Source organism: Methylobacter sp. Wu8 (assembly GCF_036440755.1).
Classification (GTDB): domain Bacteria; phylum Pseudomonadota; class Gammaproteobacteria; order Methylococcales; family Methylomonadaceae; genus Methylobacter_A; species Methylobacter_A tundripaludum_A.
Genome location: NZ_JAZGVT010000053.1, coordinates 25,897 through 49,451, shown reverse-complemented (window position 1 = coordinate 49,451; position 23,555 = coordinate 25,897). Strand labels below are relative to the sequence as shown.

Sequence of the window (23,555 nt, the reverse complement as noted above, 5' to 3'; positions counted from 1 at the left end):
GAAGCGCCATTGACCCTGGGTCATTGGATCGGTTTTTTCAGCATGGCGATTGGCGTGTTCATGGCGGTGCTGGACATCCAGATCGTCGCCAGTTCCTTGCAGAAAATCCAGGCCGGGCTGTCCGCGACCAAGGATGAAATCGCCTGGGTGCAGACTTCTTACCTGATTGCCGAAGTCATCGTTATTCCACTGTCCGGCTGGCTGGGCCGGGTGTTTTCGACCCGCTATTTATTCGTCATCTCGGCGGGCGGATTCACGCTGGCCAGCCTGTTTTGCGCATTCGCCTGGAACCTGCCGTCGATGATTGCGTTCCGCTGTTTGCAGGGCTTTGTCGGCGGCGCGATGATCCCGATGACCTTTACCGTGATCTTCATATTATTCCCCCCGCGATTGCAACCGAGCATGAGCATCGTGCTCGGCTTGATTGTGACGATGGCCCCGACCGTCGGCCCGGTGCTGGGCGGTTATCTTACCGAAACCTACAACTGGGAATTGCTGTTTTTGATCAACGTCATCCCCGGCATCATCGTTTGCGTCCTGGTGTGGAAGTACCTCGATATTGACCGGCCGGACTGGTCGCTGCTGCAGAAAATCGATTTTGTCGGCATAGCGCTGATTGCCGTGTTCCTGGGCAGCATGCAGTTTGTGCTCGAAGAAGGCGCAAGCGAGCAGTGGTTTGAAGATCATCTGATTGTCGCGTTGACCCTTGTCGCGGTCGTCAGCGGCATCGGCATGCTGGTGTGGGAGTTAAAAACGCCTCACCCGATCATCGACCTTTACGCATTCCGCAATATCAATTTTGCGATAGGCTGCGGTTACAGTTTTGTACTGGGCGTGGGGCTTTATACGATCATTTATCTGACGCCGATTTATCTGTCCAGCGTTAAAGGCCTTAACAGTCTGCAAATCGGCCACTATTTGATGGTTGTCGGCATATTCCAGTTACTCTCCGCGTTTATCGCGGGGCCATTGGAGAAAAAAATGGATTTGCGCTGGATGCTGTGCCTGGGACTTGGCTTGTTTGCGCTGGGTTCGTGGTTGAATGGCAATTTAACCGTCGAATCCGGCTATTGGGAGTTTTTCTGGCCGCAGGCTATCCGGGGCAGCGCCTTGATGCTGTGCTTCCTGCCGATCAACACGCTGGCCTTAGGCCGGTTGCCGGTCGAAGAAGTTAAAAACGCCAGCGGGCTTTATAACCTGATGCGTAATTTGGGCGGTGCGATCGGGCTCGCGGTCGCCAATACGCAAATGATTTATTTAACCAAAGCGCATTATGCCGTGTTGCGCGACTCGGTTACCGCAACCAGCTACCAGGCGCAGCAAATACTGGAAGGATTAACCGAGTCGATGGGGCAAATGAATTTACCCGATCCCGATCTGGCCGCGTTAAAGCAAATCACCGGGCTTGCGATGAGGGAAGCGGAAGTGATGACCTTTAATAACCTGTTCCAGGTTATCGCCGTTATGTTCGCGGCTTCGCTGGTTGTTGCGCCTTTTTTACAGAAGGTGGAAAAAGGAAATGCGGTAATTCACGAGTGAAGTCAGGAAGTGCAAGCTTCGCCTAATGCGCCTGCTTTGGGTGCCTGCACTCCGGTTGTTAGTAGCAACCATAAAGATCGACCCGTTGTCGTCGATAGCGCAAAACCTTGCATGGCGTGACCATGTGGTGTATTTAATGACAGATTGTTTTCATTTGATCAGCCTTGTTTATTAATTTAATGCAACCCGGAGGAAAAAATCATGAAACTTTATTACAGCAAAGGGGCCTGTTCATTATCGCCCCATATCATAGCCTGCGAAGCGGAACTGCCGATTGAACTCATTGAAGTCGATTTGGCGACTAAGCGCACCAAAACCGGGGAGGATTTCCTGTCGATAAACCCTAACGGTTATGTGCCGGTGCTGGTACTGGACGACGGCAACCGGCTGACCGAAGGTCCGGCGATTGTTCAGTATCTTGCCGATCAGGCGCCGGGTAAGCACTTAGTCCCCTCAGCGGGCACGTTCGAACGTTATCGGTTGCAGCAATGGCTGAATTTTATTGCAACCGAGATTCATAAAGGCGGATTCGGGCCGTTGTTTAACCCCGCCACGCCTGAAGCCGCTAAAAAAATGGCGATTGCGTCACTGACTTCGCGTCTGGAAACCGTCGCGGAGCAGCTTGCGAACCGGGCATTTTTGCTAGGCGAGCATTTTACCGTGGCAGATGCCTATTTGTTCGTCACGCTGGGTTGGGGCGCGTATGTCGATGTCGATATTTCCCGCTGGCCGGTGTTGGTGGACTATGTCGCTAAAATTTCCGCGCGTCCGGCGGTGCAAAAAGCGATGACGGAAGAAGGGCTTATTTGAATCGAACGTGGTTTCCTTAAGCCGTTCGTGGTGAGCCCTTCGGCTACGCTCAGGAGGGCCTTGTCGAACCATGAATGACTTAAGGATGTATTCGTTTGTACGCCATGTTCCGTTGTTTTATACTCGGTCCCATCAAAACAGTCAGGCCGTCAGGAAATTAATTTATGAATACCGGCAACATGAGCAGCAAGGAAATTATCAAAGATTTGCTTTTGCGGCTGCCGGATGAAGTTTCTTTACACCAGATTGCGCAAGAAATTGAGTTTATTGTGGCTGTACGTCAAGTAATGGCGGAGCTTGATCGCGGAGAAAGCGTTACAGTTGAGCAGCTGGAAAAAGAACTGCCCTCATGGATTATGAGGTAACGCTGTCATTGTCAGCCCGCCGCGATCTTGAAGATGTCGTGCGTTATATCTCAGTTTTGCTAGTTCCCAGGTTCTAGCTTAGAAATTCGGTTTTGGAGGCTGCTGCCTCCAGTTTCGCGAAGCTAGAGCTTAGGCCTTCGAGATTCCCTAATTATGCAAATCCCATAAAGGCTAGTGACTGCATTAACCTAATTCGAGATGCTCCTATGAACAGAAGATCCTTTCTTAAATCAGCGCTATCCTGCGGCGCACTTGCTTTTGCCGGGAGTTATCCGATATTGATCGAGCGAAACATCGTGCAGGTGAATCGGTATAAAATTCCTGTCGATAATCTGCCGCTTTCGTTCCACGGCTTTACGCTGGCGCACCTGACGGACATACATTTGGGTTTTCTGGTTTCACCGTCGTTTGTTGAAGAAATAGTTCACCGGACAAACAGCTTAAACACGGATGCGATCGTATGTACCGGCGATTATGTCCATAATCGGAACACGATTGAAGAAATCGATACGGTATGGCCTATTTTGTCCAAGCTAAGTGCAAGGTACGGCGTCTATTCGGTATTGGGTAATCATGATCATTGGGGCGATTCCAACAGATCCCTGTATTGGCTGGAACGATCGGGACAGAATATTCGGCATCAATGCAAGCCGATTTACAAAGGGCGCGACCGAATTTTGATCGGCGGGGCAGGGGACTTTTGGGGCGACGAACTAATGATCGACAGGGTATTTTCCAGTTCGGATCAAGGCGATTGTAGGATACTGTTGTCGCATAACCCGGATTCGGTCGATACGGGGTTTGAAACGCCGTTGTCTTTGGTGCTGAGCGGTCATACCCACGGCGGGCAGGTCGTAATACCTTTTTTGGGCGCGCCCAGATTGCCGGTAAAAAACAAAGACTATTCTAGCGGCCTTATCGCCACGCCAAGAACCCCGCTTTTTATAAGCCGAGGGATCGGTTGGGCAATTTTGCCGGTGAGGTTTAATTGCTACCCGGAAATCGCGGTGTTGGAACTGGTAAACCCAAGACTGGTGGCATAATAATTTGAGCTTGGGTATCAGCGAATAAAATTAAGGTTAATGAGGAATGAAGTAATGAGCAACCGGAACACATGCTTAATCTTTGCCCACCGCGGCGCTAGCAGGGAAGCCGCCGACGACTTGGATGCAGGAGGTGGAGCAATTGCCGAAAACACCCGAGCCGCCTTCAACAAAGCCCTGCAATACCCGATTGACGGCATTGAAACGGATGTACAGCTGAGTCTGGACGAGGTGCCTGTGCTCTGGCATGACTGGGAGCTGGATAAATTGGGCCATCCGGGAAAATGCATCGACGATTTTAATTTCGCGCAGCTTGAACAAATGGATTTTGCCGGATACAGCTCGCCCGATGCGTTGCCTGAAGGCGCGTTGAGCCTTCAGGAGTTTATCGATAGTTTCCGGGGACGTTGCCGCCTGGATATTGAGCTTAAACGCCGCGACGGGGAATCGCGGCAACGGTTGGAAACTAAAATCCTGAAAATGCTGGCGATCATCGGCGCATCCTCCGCCGATGACGTGTTTATTTCCTCATTCAGCCTGCCCGGCCTGATTTTTGCCCATCAACACGCGCCGGATTTACCGCTTTACTATCTGCTGTCCGGTCATCACACCCAGGCCGACGTTGAGCAATTTATGGTAGAACACGGCTTCCTTGCCGGTTTTTGCCTGCCGATCGACATCCATAACGATTCTATTGCCAAGCTTTTGCGCGACAACGGCAAAGGCGTCGGGGTTTATACCTGCAACAGCGTCGAGGAGATTCAAAAGGCGCTGGATCTGAAGGTCAATATCCTGATTACCGACTACCCGCAACTGGCATTGCGGATGCGCGATTCGTGAAACGGGACTTTGCGCAACTGGCCGACCGGCATTTTGATGTGCTGGTTTGCGGCGGCGGCATTTATGGTACATGGACTGCGTATGATGCCGCTTTGCGCGGATTGAAGGTTGCCATTGTCGATCAGGGCGACTGGGCCTCGGGAACCTCGTCCGCTTCCACCAAGCTGATACACGGCGGCCTGCGCTATCTGGAATCGCTGGACTTCAAGCTGGTTAAAAAAGCCTTGCGCGAACGCGAGATGTTGAAGAAGGCCGCACCGCACCGCGTCTGGCCGTTGCGTTTCGGCATCCCGGTTTTTAAGGGCAGCAGGCTAAACGGCATTCGCTTGAAACTCGGTTTGATGCTTTATGATTTTTTGGCTGGGACGCTTTACTCCGGGCAAGTCCATCGTCATTTCAGCCGGGCCGCATTCGCGGAGCGTTTTCCCTGTCTCAATTCCTCATTATTAACCGGCGGCTTTACTTATGCCGACGCACAGACCGACGATGCCCGTCTGGTTTTGGAATTGATTGACGGCGCGTTATCGGCCGGGGCGGTATGCGTGAATTACTGCAAAGTGACCGACTTTATCGAAGATAAGGGGCAAGTCTGCGGGGCCAAAGTTCAAGACCAGGTCAACGGCAAAACAGCAATCGTCTACGCCCGGCAAATCGTTAATGCCACCGGGCAATGGACGATTGAAAGCGGTTGCCGGTTGACCAAGGGCGTGCATCTGATCTTGCCCAAGGCGCTGGATAATGAAGCGCTGTTGCTGACCGCGCAATCGGACGGGCGGGTGTTCTTTATGATTCCGTGGTACGGGTTGACGCTGTTGGGCACCACGGATACCGATTATACCGGCGATGTCGATCGGGTCTCTGTTGAAGCGGATGAAGTCGATTACCTGCTGGACGAAGCCAATCAAGTGCTTGATGTGAACTGGGCTGAGGCCGACATTATCGGGCGTTACGCGGGATTGCGCGTTTTAAAACAGAGTTTAAAAACAGCGCCGTCTGCGGTCAGTCGCGACTGGGAACTGAAAGTCGCCAAGAACGGCCTGTTGACTTCCATCGGCGGAAAAATCACGTCGGCGCGCGAGGATGCGGCTCAAATCGTCAATACGCTTTGTGAAAATTTAGGCCGCAATGAGCCTTGCCGTACCAACGGCAGGCCGTTTCCGTGGCTGCCGGATCAGGATTACCGGCTGTGGGAGGAGCAAGCTTTGGCCGAAGCCGTAACGCTGGGCATCGACGGCGAAAGCGCCCAATGGCTGGTACGGCGACACGCAAAACGCGTGTCGATGATTTTTCAATTAATCGAGCGGGATGCTGAGTTGGCGAAGCGGATAACGCCAACGCTGCCTTTTATCTTCGCCGATTTGGTGTTCTGTGCCGAAAATGAAATGGTCGTGCATCTGGATGATCTGCTCAGACGGCGAATTCCGTTGCTAATCTTGGCCAAAATGACTGAGGCTGAGCTGCGTTATCTCGCCGAAATGACAGCAAGAACGCGGGGTTGGGATGAGGCTACTTTAAATAACGAACTCGGCAATTGCAGCAGACAAAATATCTGATCAGGCAGTCGTGGAAATGTGCGTCAAAAAATATGAACGGGCGATAATCGGGTTCAATGCTTTTTGCGGCGGTATTTTTAAGGTGGCTATGGAGTCCTGATTATAGCTTGGTCAATGGTCCTGTTTTTTATGATAGCCAAGAAATTTGTATATTAAATCCTGTCTGCGATAATGTTGTCTCTAACTTGTACCATTTGTCGGCAGGTTGTTTTTCTTTTTGGGCCATTCAAGTCATTAATTCCATATGTCTTAATGGATCTTATAATTGGCTCTATGGTATTTAACTTTATTAACAATGTATTAAGGAAAGTTTAATGTTGGTTCTGGGCTTAAGTGGTGGCTGCGACGCAGTGTTTGATAAATATTTTAAATTATTTGAAGACGCCCACCATGATACTGCGGCGGTGTTAATGCAAGATGGTCATGTCATCGCTGGAATTGAAGAAGAACGATTAATTCGCATTAAACATACCGGTAAAATATGGAGATTTGCCGTGCTGTTTTGTTTGGAACAAGCAAATAAGACATTGGAGGATATAGATTATTTTGCTATCTACTCTAATGAAGATGTTTTAAATAAAGTATTAAAACAATATCAGATAAGCAATCCCTTACTCGCTGAAATTGGAGATGCACGTCAACTTTATCGGTATTTGTTTCAGAATGAGTTTAATTTTTGCTTAAAAGATAATCAGCTTGTATTTGTTGATCACCATATTACCCATGCGGCAACAGCCTATTATATGTCCGGGTTTAGTGACAGTCTGGTGTTGACCATTGATGCGCTTGGCGACACTTTATCGACCAATGTGATTGATGTGCGCAATGGTCGCTTTGATAATTTGTTGAGCAAGTCGGAATCCGACTCTTTAGGGATTTTATATTTGGATGTAATACGTTTTCTTGGCTATCGTATTTATGACGAATATAAAGTCATGGGGCTGGCGCCTTATGGTCGTAGTCATGTATATAGAGAGCAATTGCAGCGATTCTATACCTTGCTGCCAAACGGCGATTATGCGGTGCATCGAGAACGCAGGTTTGAATTGTTCAACATAACCAGTCCTCGGAAAAAAGATGCGCCGATTACCCAAGTTCACATGGACATTGCTGCGGCGTTACAAGAAGCGATAGAGACTATCGTTTTGCATATCCTGCGTCATTTTCAGCAAGTGACGGGACACGCTCGCTTAGTAATTAGCGGCGGTGTCGGACAGAGCAGCAGTATGAATGGCAAGATTCTTTATTCAGGCTTGTTTGAAGATGTTTTTGTGCCTTCTTTCGCTGGTGATTCGGGGTGTGCATATGGTGCGGCGGCTTATACGACTCACCAAATGCAACCGGAATTACCTTTGGCTCGAGTGACTCACGCCTATTGGGGAACGCCGATTCATGATGACGAAATCAGCGACACTTTAGAGGCTTGGCGCACCTTTCTGCATACCGAGAAAATGGATAACCGGTCGGAGCAGGTGTCCGATCTGATTATTGACGGTGCGGTGATAGGTTGGGTGCAAGGGCGTTCCGAATTCGGCCCTAGGGCTTTGGGCAACCGCAGTATTCTGGCCGATCCGCGTGTCGCTACTCATAAGGAAACGATCAATGCAATGATCAAAATGCGCGAAAGTTACCGCCCGTTTGCCCCATCGGTCGTGGAAGAACGGGTTCGGGATTTCTTTGAAGTGCCGGGAGAAAATGCCGATTTTCCTTTCATGTCTTTTGTGTTGAATGTCAAGCCGGAATGGCGCACACAACTACCCGCTATTACTCATGTAGATGGCAGTGCCCGGCTGCAAACTGTAAGCAGGGTCAGCAATCCGCGCTATTGGGAGTTAATTGACGCATTCGGCAGAAAAACCGGCATTCCGATTTTGTTGAATACCTCGTTCAACAACAATGCGGAGCCAATTGTCGACAGTATAGACGACGCCGTCGTGTGCTATTTGACGTCCGGGTTGGACTATCTGGTCGTAGGCGATTATTTGGCTCGCAAAAAAGCTTGGCAACCTAAGGACATAGAGGATTTAATCATTAGCTTACCGAAAGCGGCTCGATTGCTAAGAGAGGATTGCTATATCAGTCATAGTGAACGAGGTTTCACTTACTCGTTGGTTTGGAATTACGATTCCGCCCGCGATTTTGATTTCGATCCTACACAACAGCCTCGTGCATTGTCTGAAGTATCGTACAAGGTTTTGCAAGCGGCGGATGGGGAGCACTCTGTAAGTCGGCTTATGTTTGCGTTGGGGTTTTCAAAGGAACAGCAATCGCAGGTTTTGGATGAATTGCCGGGGCTATGGTCCGAGCGATTGCTGGTGTTGCGGCCAGAATCCAAACGACGTTAATTTTGCCGGGTTATTGGGGTGTTAACCGTTATAGGCGTAGCGTGTCAGTATTATTGCCCCTTAATTAGGCAAGAATGGGCAAAATTTAACCCTTGTGCGAACAACACATGGCATTCGGCAGGGTAACAATGTTTTTGCCTTTGAGTACCTTTGTAGTGCGTTAAAGCACGATTCAGGCGTATTTTAACGGTGCTTTATTTCTCTTTAAAGGCTATTATTGCGATTTTACTAATTTAAAAAATATGCAATGACCAACCCAAAGACTTCTTTCTTGGTATTAATGTTCGGTCTTAACCAAAGATACTAGAAATGAAACGCATCTTGTCTGTCTTTTTTATATTTTTTGTATTTATTACAGGAGGTTACTGGTCTGCCTATTCAAATGTAGGATCGATTATTTATTTCTATAATCCAGAAACGAATATCAATAATTTTGCTACGTTAAAAACCGCTTTTGATACTTATTTGGTGAATCATGGCGGCTATTATTTCCAGCCTTTTGATGACAGAGAAAATTTTGAAGCGGTCATTCAGGAAAAAAAAGGCGATATCTATTTGTTATCCAGTTGGCATTTAAAGGCATTGCAGCAGAAGAAAGTGCCGCTGGAAATCGCTTTGGTCGGCACGTCAAAAGGTAACACTATGCAAAGGAAGGTCTTGAGCACGAAAAAAGACATTGCCAATGTCTCTATGCTTAAGAATACCGTGGTTGCAGGTGCGGGCAGTGAAGAATACATCCACAGCATATTGAAGCAAATACTCGGCAAGGGGCAGGAAGCACTGCTTAAAGACATCAAGATACTGATCGTTCCGAAAGACATAGATGCGTTGATGGCGGTCGGTTTTGGCATGGCGAGCGCCGCGATTTCCGCTGAGAGCAGTTTGGATAAGCTGGCGATGTTTAATCCCAATCAGTTTCGGGAATTGCATAGTCTCGGTTTTAGCGAAAAGGATTATTTGTTAATTGCGGCGACATTGAAGAAACCGGAGCCACAAGAGGTGGAATTGCTTGAGGTGTTACGCAAAATGTCGGAGGCGGATGCGGGTGGAGAAAATTTAAAGTTACTGGGCATAGATGGCTGGAGGACGTTGCAATGAAAAAATTCAATCGTCGCGGCGCATCCTGCAATGAATACAGGAGCCAACTATGAAAATGATAAATTTTTGTAAGCTCTTAGTCCTGTTGGCTGCCTTTTTTGCGACCGCCGGCTTCGCCGAATCGAGTAAAGTGCTGATCGTTAATAGCGATAATACGGTTTACCGGTATGAAGCAATTGCGACAGAATTTAAAAAGGTCTTACAGCAAAACGCCTATCAATGGGCTGAATTTAACCTGGATCGCCATGCCAATGCCGAAGAGGAACTGAAGCGGCTTATCCAGCAAGAAAATCCTGAGCTGATTTACAGCATAGGAACCAAAGCCTATTCGTTAGCGCGTATCCATGCACATAACAAAAAAATGTTATTTTCAGCAGTGATTAATTGGCGAAGGTTGGATATCGATGCAGGGACTTACGGGGTCGCTAATGAGTTATCTTCGGCACAAGAAATCTCGTTGTTACGTTATTTCTTTCCAACGATTAAAAAAATCGGTTTGCTCTACAACGATAAGTTCAGCCGTGAATATGTAGAAACCATCAAAAAAGATGCCTCAGCCTTAGGCATAAATATCGTTACCCAGTCTGTTAACGATGCGCAGGAGATTGGCGAGGCGCTCGATCAATTGCTGCCGAAAATAGATATGTTCTGGATTATTTCCGATCCGATTGTCTTAAGCGGTAAAGATTCGGTGCGGCAAATTTTTCAGGCGGCGGAACAACAAAAGAAACCCGTGTACGCTTACAGCGATGTGTTTATAGAACATGGCGCTGTTTTGGCTATTTCTGCGGATATTGCGACGATTGGGCGGCAATCGGCAAACTTAGCCATGATGATGGATAAGGATAAAGTGCCCGGCGGTACCGTGCAGGTCCCTGCCGGATCAACGATTACTTTAAACAAGTGCGTTCTCGACGCATTGCAGCTCAAGTTCAACCAAGACGCCCTGGATTCGGTCAATAAAATTGTGGGGTGCGCTAAGAATGATTAACTATTTACGCACCCTGCTGGTTGGCGCCTTAGTCTTAAATTCGAGCGCGTTTGCAAAATCATTGGAACCGAATGACGACCTGGAAAGGGAATTGGCTTATCTCGCCGCAGAAAGACAAGTCGTGGTCACCGCGTCGAAAATGGAAGAGCATGTGGACAAGACTATCGCCACAACTACAGTCATTACCCAAGACGATATTGCGCATATCGGCGCGCGCAATTTGATCGATGTGTTGCGATTGGTTCCGGGTATTGGTATTACGCAAACTCAGTTTGGCTGGCGTGAAATTGAGGTTCGCGGCGTTAAAACAGTGCTGTCTGAAAAAGTTCAGATTATGTTGAACGGTCATCCGCTGGATCATAACCTGCAAAATGCCGGCAGTGCCTGGGTTTACGATGATTTACCGGTTGATACGATCAAGCGTGTGGAAGTGGTGCGCGGTCCCGGCTCGGCTTTATACGGCGCTAATGCTTTTCTTGCCGTTATCAACATAATCACCCTAAATGCCAAGGATTTAAATGGGGTGCAAACTTCAGCGGGTTGGGGGAGTTTCGATACCCAGCAATATCGCGCATCCTGGGGCAAGCAATTTGATAATAGCGCTGAAGCGGCGGTGCATTTTAATTTTACCGATACCGACGGCATCAATTCGCCAATTCCTGCCGACAGCTTGAGCGCAAAAGGTCTCAATTCTTCGGCTCCCGGTAAGAGTCAGCTCACCGAAGGTCGCTACGATCTGGAATGGCAGTTAGGTTATCAGGACTTTAAGCTGGACGGGCGTTATATCAATAAAAAAGCCGGCGCATTTTTTGGAGCGGCAACTGTTCTTAGTGATGACAGGACTCAACAGGATTACAACGATTATTTCCTGCGCTTGAGTCGGGCCTGGAAGATTAACGATAATTTCACGGTAGATACGCAGGTATTTCACGATTTTTTTAGCTATGACAATATATGGCAAACCGCATCGAGCCAGTTTATTCGGACCGGCCTCCAGGACACACGCACCGGTGGTGAGATTCAAGCTAACTACCATGTCAGCGATGCCCAAACTCTGATCAGCGGATTTTCTTATGCAAAAGAGCAACAGAGTAACCTTATTGATCAAGCGGGTCCCGACCCTGCTCACTTGACAGCGGCGCTGCCTTCTACCGAAGAAAGAAGGCGTGAACGCTGGGGGGTTTATGTGGAAGATGTCTGGGATCCGTTAAAAAACTTACGCTTGAGCTTGGGGGCCCGCTATGACCGATACAACGACTTTGGCGGCACATTCAATCCCAGAATGGGCTTTAATTGGGAGTTTATTAAGAATTATTCATTGAAGTTTTCTTACGGTACCGCTTATCGAGCGCCTGCTTTCGGTGAGCTCGGGCTGGTCAATAATCCTGTGTTATTGGGTAATCCAACTCTTAAGCCTGAGGAAGTTAAAACCTTTGAAACAGGCGTTATCGCCCATCCTGTGTCAGGCTTGACGACTCAGGCCACCTATTATCATTCGGCAATCAATCAAATCATTTCACAAGTTCACGTTCAAGCAGCGATTTCGCAATACGACAATAGCGGCAGTGTGATCGCCGAGGGCGTTGAATTGGAAATGCGTTATGACTTTGACGGCAATCTGCAAGGCTCCTATGTGAGCGCGAACCATGTCTTACAACATAGCATTCAGCTTGGGCGCCAATTAGCGGATGTGCCGCGACAGCGTACCAACCTGACAGCCAATTGGGCTTTCGATAATACCTGGAGCAGCTTCGCTCATGTCCTTATCAAAGGCGACACATTACGCGATTTGGGTGACACGCGCGACAGTGTACCTGGATACGCCTTATTAGATTTGGGATTGCTGGGGAAAAATATGTTCGGTAAGAAAGTTGACGTCAGTTTTAATGTCTACAACTTATTTGATAAACGGTATTACGATCCTGCTCCGGCCAGTTTGAATTTTGTGGGCGATTATCAAATGGCCGGAAGGGCGTTTTTTGGACATGTCAGTTTGAAATTCTAATTAATGAGCCTCTTATTATTCTAGGTGCTACGTTTAAACGATATGTTGGTTATTAAGTTAGTGTAGAGGAGGTGGATTGCCTGTCGGCGAATCCACCTTTCGAGCTAGTTTTTTTTACCAGTACATCTTATCTCTCCTTTGAAAAGTGTTAATGTGAAAACTTATCGCGCAGTGCGAATGAGCGCCGGTTTGCCTCAGATTAAAAGCACAATCAGGCAGAGGCCTTCCTGATTGTAAAAACAAGTTACTATGTAAATCGGTACAATTTATATACTAGACGGGATAAGAATAGCGTATTGTTCGTGAAGATGGTTGTATTAATCGGTTTCACTGTATTTATAGCGTCCTACACGCTGTGTAACCGTTAGGTGTAGAAATGCCAAATAGTCCTATCCGGTGTAATCCGGCATTAAATCCGACAGCGGGACATACCTCTCGGGAATAGGGACATGATCTTCAGGGAATGCTGTCAAGATTTCTTGAATGTTTGATAAAAATAAGCTCACAAGGACTGCATTTTTCAATTTTTCATAAGCACACAGTCCGATGATACCAATTTCTGTTCCTAACGATATGTTTTTATTGTTTTTTTCTGGGTCGCTATTTATATCGGTATTGGAGAATGGTTGGGCGTCTTTCTTGGCAAGAAAATTTATTGAGTCAGGTCCCATAGCCACATAGCATTTTCTTGTTATGCTCCATGCTAACAAGCTTTCATTTTTATAATAGATAAAAAGTGTTTCATCTCCATTTGATACAGTGATTTTTCCAACGTTAAAACCGCCTATTTCTCTCTCTTGTTTATCGGTGATGGTGCCTTCAAATAATGTATAACTGAGGAGTGGAAAGCTGTCCAGGAACTCCATGAACTCATTATAATTTTTGGATTCAACCATGTTGCGGCCCAGATTCCATGCAAATCCTACTGTCCATTGAATAAATTTAGCTTGGTTATTGTCAGATAACCTTGAACAATTTAAATCGGCACCCTGCATCGGATAACAAGCCATGCCAGCTGTGCTGTTATGTGACTTAGCAAATCGCCGTGCTTGGTTTTCCGCATCATCCGCATCTTTTACTTGTACAATTATTTTTTGATACTGCCCCGAGTCGTCGGTATCGGAAGTTAAGATAACAGGATTTATGGGTAACTTATTAGTATTGAACAGATTCATGCCCATTTCCGGTGCAGCTCTGCCGCAGGGATCGCCGTTAATTACTGCAATTCCTTTCCGTGCTGAAATTATGAAAGGGATTAGGGTATTCATCGCCCCCATTTCAACGGGTATCAAATACCCTACCGGTTCTTGGCCGGATTGGGTTAGATAATTATCCATTTCCAGAAAAGCATTTAATGAAACCGTTTGCCCGAAACCTTCAAATATTTTGTCGGGTGCTCCCAAACCCGCTACAAAAGCTATGTTTTTAGTTGCTTCAAGATCATCAGGATTAACATAATACATAACATCGGCATCGTTAATCATTTTGTCCATAAAAAGCAAGGCTAATCCAATTGGGCCGCCGCCGCCGGAGGCTAAAAAGCATGCCCCATAGATAATGTAGCTAATATCTTTTTTCGTTAACCGATAATTGCCGGGGCCAAAATATTTTATTGAATGCTCATTTTGAGCGGTTTCTTTTACCGGCGTGTCTTCATTCAATGATGATTTTTTTATTGAAATATTATTAAAATCATTAAGCATAAAAACTCTTCCTTAAAATTAAATGAACTCTGTCTGTTTCGGTTGCAGCTCATCTGCGCTAAACACAGAAGTTTTTATTACGATAACCTTGATTAGCAAGGCGAGGTGATATTGTAAGCTATAACGCCAATAATGTGTGGCAAAAGCTGACATAAATTACCGTTACCATTTTTAGAGGCTGTATACCGTTGTTCCCCGTTCGTCGGATCGGTAGAAAGCCTTTGCCGCATTGATTCCATCGCTGCTGTATCAATCTTGCAATCAGGGACGGCTGTCATGGTTTTCAATAGATGTACAGTCACGATCCAATATGGCTAACATTACCGATAAGGGGTATTATCAGGTTCGCCCGCAGAGCGGGGCATACTGACAGTGTAAATTTTGCACAATGATGTTTTTTTGGATTTCTACCTTAAGACATACAGCGGACATGAATAACACACCATACCCTGATGATTGGCCCGATATAAGCACCAAGCTCTACAACAGGTCGGTCAAGCTGTTTAACGCCGTCAAAAACATGTTGAGCGTCAGGTTGGATCTGCATGCCGACCCGCAGTTTTTGGAAGGCGACATCTTCTTATTCAATCATTTTTCCCGGTTCGAAACATTCATACCGCAATTTCTTATTTACGAGAAAACCGGGGCTTACAGTTGCGCTATTGCTTCCGGGGAATTTTTTAACGAAGACAACGTGCTGTCGCGGTATTTAAAGCATGTCGGCGTTTTTCCCCACGATCATGACCGTCTGTTTCCACTGCTGGCCGGACAGATTTTGCGCGGCCGCAAAGTCATTATTTTTCCTGAAGGCGGCATGGTCAAAGACCGGAGGGTTATCGATAAACGCGGTCATTACAGTATTTACTCCCGGGTTACCGGCAACCGGCGCAAGCTGCACACAGGGCCGGCTGTTTTGGGGCAGGGCGTGGAAACCTTTAAGGCGGCTATCCGGCACGCCTATAGTCAAAACAATGTGACGCTGCTTCGGCAATGGCAAGATGCTTTGCAAATCGACAGCATTGATCAGCTGATAGCGGTAGCGAATAAACCGACGCTGATGGTGCCGGCCAATATTACTTTTTATCCGATTCGTTCTTCTGAAAACTTGTTGTTTAAAGGCGTTGAGCTGTTTTCTGACAGCCTGAGTTTGCGCCAATCCGAGGAATTGCTGATTGAAGGCAATATCATGCTGAAGAATACCGATATGGATATACGCATGGGTACGCCGGTCGATCCCTGCTGTATCTGGGATTGGCGCACCCGTTATCTGATGGATACGGTCGTTCCTGAAATCAGTACGATAGACGATGTTTTTACGCTGAGTTCCAGGCCTAAAAACTGGCGGCAACGTTTACTGGGTTCGTATTTTATAAAAAATGCCCAATGTTCCCGCGATCGATATATGGAAGGCATTTATGCCAATGTCACGATCAATTTAAGCCATCTGGCGGCAACGCTGATTATGCATTACATCGGCGAAGGCCAGACGCATATTGAGAAAAATCAGTTCTACAGCATTCTTTATATCGCCATCAAGCATCTGCAAAACAATACCGCGATTCACCTGCACCGGAGCCTGCTTAATCCCGATGATTACAGTGATCTGCTTAAATCAACGAACAAGCGCTTCGATTATTTTATCTGTGCCGCCAAAGAAGCCGGCCTGATCCAGGATAGGGCGAATAGTTACCAATTCTTGCCCAAACTTTTGGCTGAGTATGACTTTGACAGCATCCGTCTGGAGAATCCGATTGCGGTTTATAATAACGAAGCAGCGCCTCTACGCACGGTTCGCGATACTCTAGTCGCGGCTATCAACGAATTCGCTGGCATCGATACCAACAAACTGGCAGCCTGGCATTTTGAAGATGAATGCCGCGCTCTGGCATGGGAAAAACAAGTTTATTCAAGCTCCCTCTTTGCCGAGATCAATCAAATGGAAGATACGGTTGCCGACCCATCGCCGTTTTTTCTTCAACCGCCTGTCCTGAGCAGCGTCGAAGGGCCTGTCCTGAGCTCTGTCGAAGGAGAGCAAGTCAACGGCATCGGCATATTACTGATACACGGTTTGCTGGCCAGCCCGGCTGAATTGAAGGATTATGGCGAATACCTGGTTAAACAGGGCTACACGGTATTGGGTATCCGACTGAAAGGTCACGGTACGTCACCGCATGCGTTACGCGACCAAAGCTGGGAAGACTGGTTCGGCTGCGTACAAAGAGGTTTCAGCATCCTCAAAGCGCATTGCCGGCGCATAGCCGTCGCCGGATTTTCTACCGGCGGCGCATTGGCGTTGAAACTGGCCGCCCAACGACACCATGAAATAATCGGCGTCATTGCGGTTTCCGTGCCGTTAAAATTCGTCAATTCCGCTTTCATGCTGGTGCCGTTATTGCATGGGACCAATAAACTGGTCGGCTGGGTTTCGGCCTTTGAAGGCGTAAAGCCCTTTATCGAGAATGCCACTGAACACCCTCATATCAATTACCGCAATGTGCCGGTCAGAGCTCTATATGAATTGAGACTGCTGATAGCGCATATCGATGAATTATTGCCGCGTATCAGCACGCCGACCCTGATTATTTACGCCGATCAGGACCCGGTTGTCTCGGCTAAAAGCGCACCGGCTATCTTCGATAAACTGGGCTCAAAAAACAAAAAACTCCAGGTCATTACATCTAATCGCCACGGTATTTTGATGGAAAATATCGGCGGCGTCTGGCGCGCCATTGATGATTTTTTAAATGAGTTGCGCACCGCCAATAGAGTCGATCGCAGTCTTGAAGAGATGTACGATTGCATACCCTTAGCGGCACAAGGAGTAAAGCAGGGAAAAGTCAGCAAAAAACATCTTTAAATCCCGTTATGTCCCGTTGAACGTATTTAATCAGTGGAAATGCATAACATAAGGAGGCAGCATCATGAAAAATGTAGTTATCGCAGGGTATTGCAGATCACCCTTTACACCCGCGCAAAAAGGCCAGTTGGCTAAAGTACGGCCGGATGATCTTGCCGCACAGGTCATCAAAGGCTTAATCAATGATACCGGCGTTGCCTCCGAAGATATTGAGGATTTGATTTTAGGCTGCGCTTTTCCTGAAGGGGAGCAGGGCATGAACCTGGCGCGGTTAATCGTTCATCTTGCCGGGCTGCCTGTTACCGTCTCCGGTACCACCATTAATCGTTTTTGCGGTTCCTCAATGCAGGCGATACATAATGCGGCGGGCGCGATTCAAATGAATGCCGGTCGGGCGATTATCTGCGCCGGTGTCGAATCGATGAGCCGCGTGCCGATGGGCGGTTTTAATTACCTGCCCCATCCGGGCCTTTATAAAAGCTATCCCCAAGCCTATATCGGCATGGGCGAGACGGCGGAAAACCTGGCCCTGCAATATCATATCGACCGTCTGGCGCAGGAGGCTTTCGCCTTGGCGAGCCAGCAAAAAGCGGGAGCCGCCCAAAAAAACGGTTTGTTCGCCGGAGAAATCATTCCGATTAAACGCGCCGACGGCGAAACCGTCCAGCATGACGGCTGCATCAGGGCTGGCACCACGTTACAGGCGCTTGCCGATCTGCAACCCGCCTTCCTTAAAAACGGCAGTGTGACTGCCGGAACCTCATCGCCGTTAACCGATGGTGCGGCTGCTGTGCTGGTATGCAGCGAGGACTACGCAGACGCCCACGGATTGGAAAAACTTGCCCGCATCAGGTCCATCGCAGTATCCGCTTGTGCGCCGGAAATCATGGGCATAGGCCCGGTCAGCGCGACCCATAAGGCCTTGCAGCGCGCCGGTCTGACTTTGCAGGACATCGACATCGTCGAACTGAATGAGGCTTTTGCCGCGCAATCTTTGGCGGTACTAAAAGACCTCCCGATACCGTTCGAAAAGTTGAATCTGGATGGCGGCGCGATTGCCTTGGGCCATCCGCTGGGCGCGTCAGGCGCCAGAATTACCGGCAAAGCCGCCAGCCTGCTGAAACGGGAAAACAAGCAGTTTGCGCTTGCCACCCAATGCATCGGCGGCGGCCAAGGCATTGCGACTATTTTGGAGGCGATCTGATGAGCATCCAAAAAGTTGCAGTGATCGGCGCCGGGGTCATGGGCGCGGGTATTGCCGCCCATATCGCCAATGCCGGTATTCCTGTCTGTTTACTGGATATAGTTCCTGAAAATGTCGAAAACCGGAACAGCGTTGCCGAATCGGCGGTTGCCAAGATGCTCAAAGCCGAACCTGCGCCGTTCATGCATAAAAATAACGCCCGATTGGTCACGCCCGGCAATATTGAAGACCATCTTGAATGGCTGAAGGAAGTGGACTGGGTGATTGAAGCGGTGATTGAAAATCCGGCCGTCAAGCGGGAACTTTACCGGAAACTTGAGAACATTTGCCGCCCCGATACCCTGATTTCATCGAACACCTCGACATTGCCGTTGAAGCTGCTGGCCCGCGATATGCCGGACAGCTTCAAACAGCGCTTCATGATTACCCATTTTTTTAATCCGCCACGCTATATGCGTTTACTGGAACTGGTTTCAGGTGCCGAGACCCGGCCGGAACTGGTTGCTGCCGTCAGCCGTTTTGCCGACACCCATCTGGGTAAGGAGAGCGTAAGCTGCAAGGATACGCCGGGATTTATCGGCAACCGCATCGGTATTTACTGGCTGCAATGCGGATTGCTGGAAGCGATCAAGCTGGGTTTGACCGTCGAGCAGGCCGATGCGGCGATGACGGTTTTCGGTATACCCAAAACCGGTGTTTTCGGCCTGCTGGATTTGGTCGGGCTGGATCTGATCCCGCATATCCTGGGCAGCATGGAACGAGCCTTAGCCAAAGAAGATGCGTTTCATCAAGTCAATACCTTGCCCGAACCGGTTCAGACCATGATAGCCGACGGTTACACCGGCAGAAAAGGCAAGGGCGGGTTTTATCGTCTACAGGAAACAGGCGGAAAGCGCGTCAAGGAATCGATTAGCCTGCAAACCGGCGCTTATCGTGTTAGCGAAAAATTCGCCTTGCCGAGTTTGCCTAAGACGCAGGACGAGATCAGGGCTTTTTTGTTGGGCGAAGACGCAATCAGTCGTTTTTCCTGGCAGGTGTTGTCCAATACTCTGGCTTATAGCGCGAGCCTGACTCCCGAGATTGCCGATGACATCACCGCCGTCGATACTGCGATGCGACTGGGTTACAACTGGAAATACGGGCCGTTCGAGCTGCTGGATCGGATCGGCGTAGATTGGTTCGTTGACCGCTTGCTTGCCGACAACCGCGAGGCGCCGTCGCTGCTGGCAAATCGTCACGACCTATACAAGGTCGATTCAGGCAAATGCTTGTATGCCGATTTATCCGGCAATTACCATCCTGTGCATCGCCCGGACGGTATGCTGCTGTTGGCGGATATTAAATTACAGGCTCCGGCTGTGCTGGAAAACCCGTCGGCCAGTCTGTGGGATATTGGCGACGGCGTTGCCTGCCTGGAATTCCACAGCAAAATGAATACGCTGGACATGGATAGTCTGGCAGTGGTCCGGCAAAGCGTCGAAAAGGTCAAAACCGACTTTTCCGCATTGGTTATCCACAACGATGCCGACAATTTTTCCGCCGGAGCTAACTTAACCTTGCTGGTGCAAGCCATCCAAGCCCAAGACTGGCTGGCGGTAGAGCAGTTGATAAAACAGGGGCAACAGTCTTACCAGGCCTTGAAATATGCGCCGTTCCCGGTGGTCGGCGCGCCTTCCGGCTTGGCTTTGGGCGGCGGCTGCGAAATCCTGCTGCATTGCGATGCGATTCAGGCTCATGCCGAACTGTATATCGGTCTGGTCGAAGTGGGCGTGGGACTGGTGCCGGGTTGGGGCGGCTGCAAGGAATATCTGCGCCGCCGGCTGGAATTTGCAAGACGTCCCGGCGGTCCGATGCCTGCGATTGCGCAGGCTTTCGAAACGATCGGCATGGCCAAGGTGTCAAAATCGGCGACCGAAGCAAAGGAACTGCTGTTTTTGTCCACCACCGACGGCATTACCATGAATAAAGACCGCTTATTGGCCGATGCGAAGGCTAAAGCGTTGCTGTTGGTATCGGGTTATACGCCGCCTGAGCCGGTCAGTTTCAGCCTGCCCGGCGCCAGCGCCAGAGCGGCAATGGATATTGCGATCAATAACTTAAAACTGGCCGGCAAAATAACGGACTATGATGTGGAAATCTCACGGCAACTGGCAGACGTGCTCAGCGGCGGCCAGTGCGACATCACCGAGCCGCTGACCGAAGACGATTTGTTAAATCTGGAGCTGACCGCGTTTTTACATTTAGTCCAACAACCGGGCACTCTGGCCAGGCTGGAACACCTTTTTAAAACAGGTAAGCCGTTACGCAATTGATGTTACGCAATGATTAAGAAATTTTCACCACGAAGGCACGAAGAACACGAAGGATTGAATAATAAGGGACGTGCATGAAATAACTTGGGCAAGTTTTATTTTTCATTTTTTAACCATGAAAGACATGAAGCGGCATGAAAGGTTTAAGTCTTCATGTCCTTCATGCTCTTCATGGTAATTGCCTAAATTAATTTATGCATGATCCTAAGTTTAAAAAAATAGTTGGACTTGAAATGCGTAGGGGTGTCTATCATTTTTCAATGGCTGAATGTTGTTGCTAAATAACTTCGTGTTCTTCGCGCCTTCGCGGTGTCTTTATTCTGTTTGTGTAACATCAGTAATTAACTCAAGGACCACCCCATGATCTGGTTAATCGCATCACTCATTATCGTCGGCGTCCTGGCTTATGGCCGGGTACCTCTACGCAGGGCCACGTTGGTTTTGGCCGGATGGTTGGGGCTTTATTCGCTGGCGCAGGGCGGCAATTTAGTATTCCTGCTCTGGGTCATTTTCGATGCGATTTTTATCCCGCTGAATGTTCCGGCTATCCGCAAACGGCTATTCAGCAGCGTAGTTTTCAAGGTCATGAAACAGATGCTGCCGCCAATGTCGCAAACCGAACGCGAAGCGCTGGAAGCGGGCAATACCTGGTGGGATGCCGAGCTGTTTTCCGGTCATCCCGACTGGAAAATATTGCTCGATTTGCCCGCCCCGAAATTGACTGCCGAAGAACTGGCCTTTATCGACGGCCCGGTAGAGACCTTGTGCGGCATGCTGGATGACTGGGACATTACCCACAATCGCCGGGATTTGCCTGTCGAAGTCTGGGACTATATCAAACAGCACAAATTCTGCGGCATGATTATACCTAAGCGCTACGGCGGCCTGGAGTTTAGCGAGTACGCGCATTCCGAAGTGGTTATGAAGATTTCCAGCCGCAGCACCACCGCAGCCGTCACGGTCATGGTGCCCAATTCTTTAGGCCCGGCCAAATTATTGCTGGCTTACGGCACCGAGCAACAAAAAAATCATTATCTGCCGCGCCTGGCAACAGGTCTTGAAATTCCCGCGTTTGCGCTGACCGGTCCCCTTGCAGGCAGCGATGCCGGAGCCATGCCCGATACCGGCGTGGTCTGTTACGACTGGTTCCCAAGCTCGAGCTTGGGAACCAGCGGCAGGGACAAGGTGCTGGGCATACGGCTCAACTGGGAAAAACGCTATATCACCTTGGGTCCGGTTGCTACGGTGCTGGGTCTGGCGTTCAAGCTTTATGACCCGGAGCACCTGATCGGCGATCAGGAAAACATTGGCATCACCGTCGCGTTGATCCCCACCGATACCAAAGGCGTTTCCATAGGCAGACGCCACTTCCCGCTGGATTCCGCGTTCCAGAACGGCCCGAACTGGGGCAAAGACGTGTTTATCCCGATGGACTGGATCATCGGAGGCAAAGAGCAAGTCGGCAACGGCTGGAAGATGCTGATGCAATGCCTCGCGACCGGTCGCGCGGTGTCCTTGCCCGCGCTCAGCACCGGCGCGTCGAAAATGGTCAGCCGCAATTCCGGCGCTTACGCGCGCATCCGCAAGCAGTTCAATCTGCCGATAGGCGAGTTTGAAGGCATCGAAGAGCCGCTGTCGCGCATAGCCGGTGAGACTTATATTATCGACGCCGCGCGCAAGGTGACCGCCGCAGCGCTGGACGACGGGCAAAAACCGTCGGTCATTTCAGCGATCATCAAATACGAACTCACCGAAAGAATGCGCCGCGTGGTTAACGACGGCATGGATATACAGGGCGGTTCCGGTATTTGCATGGGGCCTAAGAACTATCTTGGCCGGATGTACCAAGTGATTCCGGTCAGCATTACCGTCGAGGGCGCCAATATCCTGACCCGCACGATGATGATTTTCGGCCAGGGCGCGGTGCGTTGTCATCCGTACATCCAGCGGGAAATGGAAGCTTTAGGTCATGATAATCTTGATCGGTTTGATCAAGTGCTGTTCGAGCATATCGGTTCCGTGCTGCATAATCTGGCCGCGGGTTTTTGGCTGGGATTGACCGGCGCCCGATTTGTCGCGGCACCCGGCGATCAACATACCCGGCGATATTTTCGGCAGATTGCCCGGCTCAGCGTCGGCTTTGCGTTGGTCGCAGATTTTGCGCTGCTGACGCTGGGCGGCTCGCTTAAACGCAAGGAACGCATCTCCGGGCGCTTTGCCGACGTCTTGAGCAACCTGTATTTATGTTCCTGTGTGCTGAAAAACTTTCAGGATCAGGGTAGTCCCGAAGATGATTTGCCGTTGTTGGATTGGGCCTGCCAGCAAACCCTGCACCGCGCCCAGCAATCGCTGCTGGCTATTTTTCATGCCTTGCCGATGCGGATCCCTGCTTATCTGTTAAGAGCCGTATTGTTCCCCGGCGGCAAACCGTATTCGCCGCCCGCCGATCATTTGATCCACCAGACTGCGGCGCTGCTGCTGAAAAATTCACCGGTTCGCGACCGTTTAACCCACGGTATTTACATTAACTATAAGCCCGATGACGTGACCGGCAGGATTGAAGTCGCCTTCCAGGCGGTGCTGGCCGCAGCGCCTGTGGAAGCCAAGATCCATGCCGCACAAAAGCAGAAAAAGTTGCCGAAAGGCTCGATTGTCGATGTGCTGGATGCGGCGATAAGCAATTCAATTATCAGTAAAAAAGAAGCCGAGTTGATAGTGGCCGCTGAAAAGGCCCGCTTTGCAGCGATCGGCGTCGATGATTTTAGTCCTGAACAATTAAGCAACACCGGCAAAATATAAAACAGCCGAATCAGGGGCATCAAGGGGCGGCTTAGGCCGCCTTTTGTTTCATTGAGCAGGAGAAAGCGGTTGATCTTCTAAACGCGTCATC

15 protein-coding genes are annotated in these 23,555 nt (G+C 49.2%); 14 read left to right on the top strand and 1 reads right to left on the bottom strand.

The features are described 5' to 3' along the window. Positions 1–42: 42 nt before the first annotated feature. The 10 genes from V3O24_RS06600 to V3O24_RS06555 all read left to right on the top strand — a co-directional run bounded on the left by V3O24_RS06600 (position 43) and on the right by V3O24_RS06555 (position 12,589). On the top strand, positions 43–1,539 hold the full coding sequence (locus V3O24_RS06600; RefSeq protein ID WP_331306695.1) for a DHA2 family efflux MFS transporter permease subunit: 1,497 nt from the start codon (positions 43–45) through the stop codon (positions 1,537–1,539). Positions 1,540–1,740: 201 nt separating this feature from the next. Then, positions 1,741–2,349 carry a glutathione transferase GstA gene (gene gstA, locus V3O24_RS06595; protein ID WP_331306666.1) on the top strand — a complete coding sequence of 203 codons (609 nt, stop codon included), beginning with the start codon at positions 1,741–1,743 and terminating at the stop codon, positions 2,347–2,349. Between the two features lie 164 nt (positions 2,350–2,513). Next, positions 2,514–2,714, top strand: a complete 201-nt coding sequence (locus tag V3O24_RS06590; protein ID WP_331306665.1) for a hypothetical protein — start codon at positions 2,514–2,516, stop codon at positions 2,712–2,714. 206 nt (positions 2,715–2,920) lie between these two features. Continuing rightward, positions 2,921–3,757 carry a metallophosphoesterase gene (locus V3O24_RS06585; protein ID WP_104422722.1) on the top strand — a complete coding sequence of 279 codons (837 nt, stop codon included), beginning with the start codon at positions 2,921–2,923 and terminating at the stop codon, positions 3,755–3,757. Positions 3,758–3,811: 54 nt separating this feature from the next. Further along, a complete protein-coding gene (locus V3O24_RS06580) occupies positions 3,812–4,597 on the top strand; it encodes a glycerophosphodiester phosphodiesterase (RefSeq protein ID WP_331306664.1) in 786 nt (261 codons plus the stop codon). Further along, a complete protein-coding gene (locus V3O24_RS06575; RefSeq protein WP_331306663.1) occupies positions 4,594–6,150 on the top strand; it encodes a glycerol-3-phosphate dehydrogenase/oxidase in 1,557 nt (518 codons plus the stop codon). The genes V3O24_RS06580 and V3O24_RS06575 overlap by 4 nt, the downstream gene beginning before the upstream one ends. A 314-nt stretch (positions 6,151–6,464) precedes the next feature. After that, on the top strand, positions 6,465–8,495 hold the full coding sequence (locus V3O24_RS06570) for a carbamoyltransferase C-terminal domain-containing protein (protein WP_331306662.1): 2,031 nt from the start codon (positions 6,465–6,467) through the stop codon (positions 8,493–8,495). A 309-nt stretch (positions 8,496–8,804) separates the two neighbouring features. After that, on the top strand, positions 8,805–9,593 hold the full coding sequence (locus V3O24_RS06565; RefSeq protein WP_331306661.1) for a hypothetical protein: 789 nt from the start codon (positions 8,805–8,807) through the stop codon (positions 9,591–9,593). Between the two features lie 49 nt (positions 9,594–9,642). Next, the gene (locus V3O24_RS06560; RefSeq protein WP_331306660.1) at positions 9,643–10,584 is read left to right on the top strand and encodes an ABC transporter substrate binding protein; all 942 of its coding nucleotides are present in this window, start codon (positions 9,643–9,645) and stop codon (positions 10,582–10,584) included. Further along, complete coding sequence (locus V3O24_RS06555; protein WP_331306659.1) at positions 10,577–12,589, top strand: TonB-dependent receptor; 2,013 nt, start codon at positions 10,577–10,579, stop codon at positions 12,587–12,589. Before V3O24_RS06560 ends, V3O24_RS06555 begins: the two co-directional genes overlap by 8 nt. Before the next feature lie 389 nt (positions 12,590–12,978). On the opposite strand, the gene V3O24_RS06550 is transcribed toward V3O24_RS06555, so the two are convergent. Further along, entirely contained in the window at positions 12,979–14,292 is a 1,314-nt protein-coding gene (locus V3O24_RS06550) for a DUF917 domain-containing protein (RefSeq protein WP_331306658.1), read from the bottom strand. 430 nt (positions 14,293–14,722) lie between these two features. On the opposite strand from V3O24_RS06550, the gene V3O24_RS06545 reads away from it, so the two are divergent. The 4 genes from V3O24_RS06545 to V3O24_RS06530 all read left to right on the top strand — a co-directional run bounded on the left by V3O24_RS06545 (position 14,723) and on the right by V3O24_RS06530 (position 23,464). Then, positions 14,723–17,149 (top strand): alpha/beta fold hydrolase, encoded by a 2,427-nt coding sequence (locus V3O24_RS06545; RefSeq protein WP_331306657.1) that lies wholly within the window; start codon positions 14,723–14,725, stop codon positions 17,147–17,149. A gap of 64 nt (positions 17,150–17,213) precedes the next feature. Beyond that, positions 17,214–18,353, top strand: a complete 1,140-nt coding sequence (locus tag V3O24_RS06540; protein ID WP_331306656.1) for a thiolase family protein — start codon at positions 17,214–17,216, stop codon at positions 18,351–18,353. Further along, positions 18,353–20,665 carry a 3-hydroxyacyl-CoA dehydrogenase NAD-binding domain-containing protein gene (locus tag V3O24_RS06535; RefSeq protein WP_331306655.1) on the top strand — a complete coding sequence of 771 codons (2,313 nt, stop codon included), beginning with the start codon at positions 18,353–18,355 and terminating at the stop codon, positions 20,663–20,665. The genes V3O24_RS06540 and V3O24_RS06535 overlap by 1 nt, the downstream gene beginning before the upstream one ends. A 360-nt stretch (positions 20,666–21,025) precedes the next feature. Beyond that, complete coding sequence (locus V3O24_RS06530; protein ID WP_331306654.1) at positions 21,026–23,464, top strand: acyl-CoA dehydrogenase; 2,439 nt, start codon at positions 21,026–21,028, stop codon at positions 23,462–23,464. Positions 23,465–23,555: the final 91 nt, after the last annotated feature.

Excerpts from the sequence above, each read along its gene's own strand:
- V3O24_RS06600 (WP_331306695.1), top strand. The coding sequence starts at position 43 with ATGGCGATTGGCGTGTTCATGGCGGTGCTGGACATCCAGATCGTCGCC.
- gstA (WP_331306666.1), top strand. The coding sequence starts at position 1,741 with ATGAAACTTTATTACAGCAAAGGGGCCTGTTCATTATCGCCCCATATC.
- V3O24_RS06590 (WP_331306665.1), top strand. The coding sequence starts at position 2,514 with ATGAATACCGGCAACATGAGCAGCAAGGAAATTATCAAAGATTTGCTT.
- V3O24_RS06585 (WP_104422722.1), top strand. The coding sequence starts at position 2,921 with ATGAACAGAAGATCCTTTCTTAAATCAGCGCTATCCTGCGGCGCACTT.
- V3O24_RS06580 (WP_331306664.1), top strand. The coding sequence starts at position 3,812 with ATGAGCAACCGGAACACATGCTTAATCTTTGCCCACCGCGGCGCTAGC.
- V3O24_RS06570 (WP_331306662.1), top strand. The coding sequence starts at position 6,465 with ATGTTGGTTCTGGGCTTAAGTGGTGGCTGCGACGCAGTGTTTGATAAA.
- V3O24_RS06565 (WP_331306661.1), top strand. The coding sequence starts at position 8,805 with ATGAAACGCATCTTGTCTGTCTTTTTTATATTTTTTGTATTTATTACA.
- V3O24_RS06560 (WP_331306660.1), top strand. The coding sequence starts at position 9,643 with ATGAAAATGATAAATTTTTGTAAGCTCTTAGTCCTGTTGGCTGCCTTT.
- V3O24_RS06555 (WP_331306659.1), top strand. The coding sequence starts at position 10,577 with ATGATTAACTATTTACGCACCCTGCTGGTTGGCGCCTTAGTCTTAAAT.
- V3O24_RS06550 (WP_331306658.1), bottom strand. The coding sequence starts at position 14,292 with ATGCTTAATGATTTTAATAATATTTCAATAAAAAAATCATCATTGAAT.
- V3O24_RS06545 (WP_331306657.1), top strand. The coding sequence starts at position 14,723 with ATGAATAACACACCATACCCTGATGATTGGCCCGATATAAGCACCAAG.
- V3O24_RS06540 (WP_331306656.1), top strand. The coding sequence starts at position 17,214 with ATGAAAAATGTAGTTATCGCAGGGTATTGCAGATCACCCTTTACACCC.
- V3O24_RS06535 (WP_331306655.1), top strand. The coding sequence starts at position 18,353 with ATGAGCATCCAAAAAGTTGCAGTGATCGGCGCCGGGGTCATGGGCGCG.
- V3O24_RS06530 (WP_331306654.1), top strand. The coding sequence starts at position 21,026 with ATGATCTGGTTAATCGCATCACTCATTATCGTCGGCGTCCTGGCTTAT.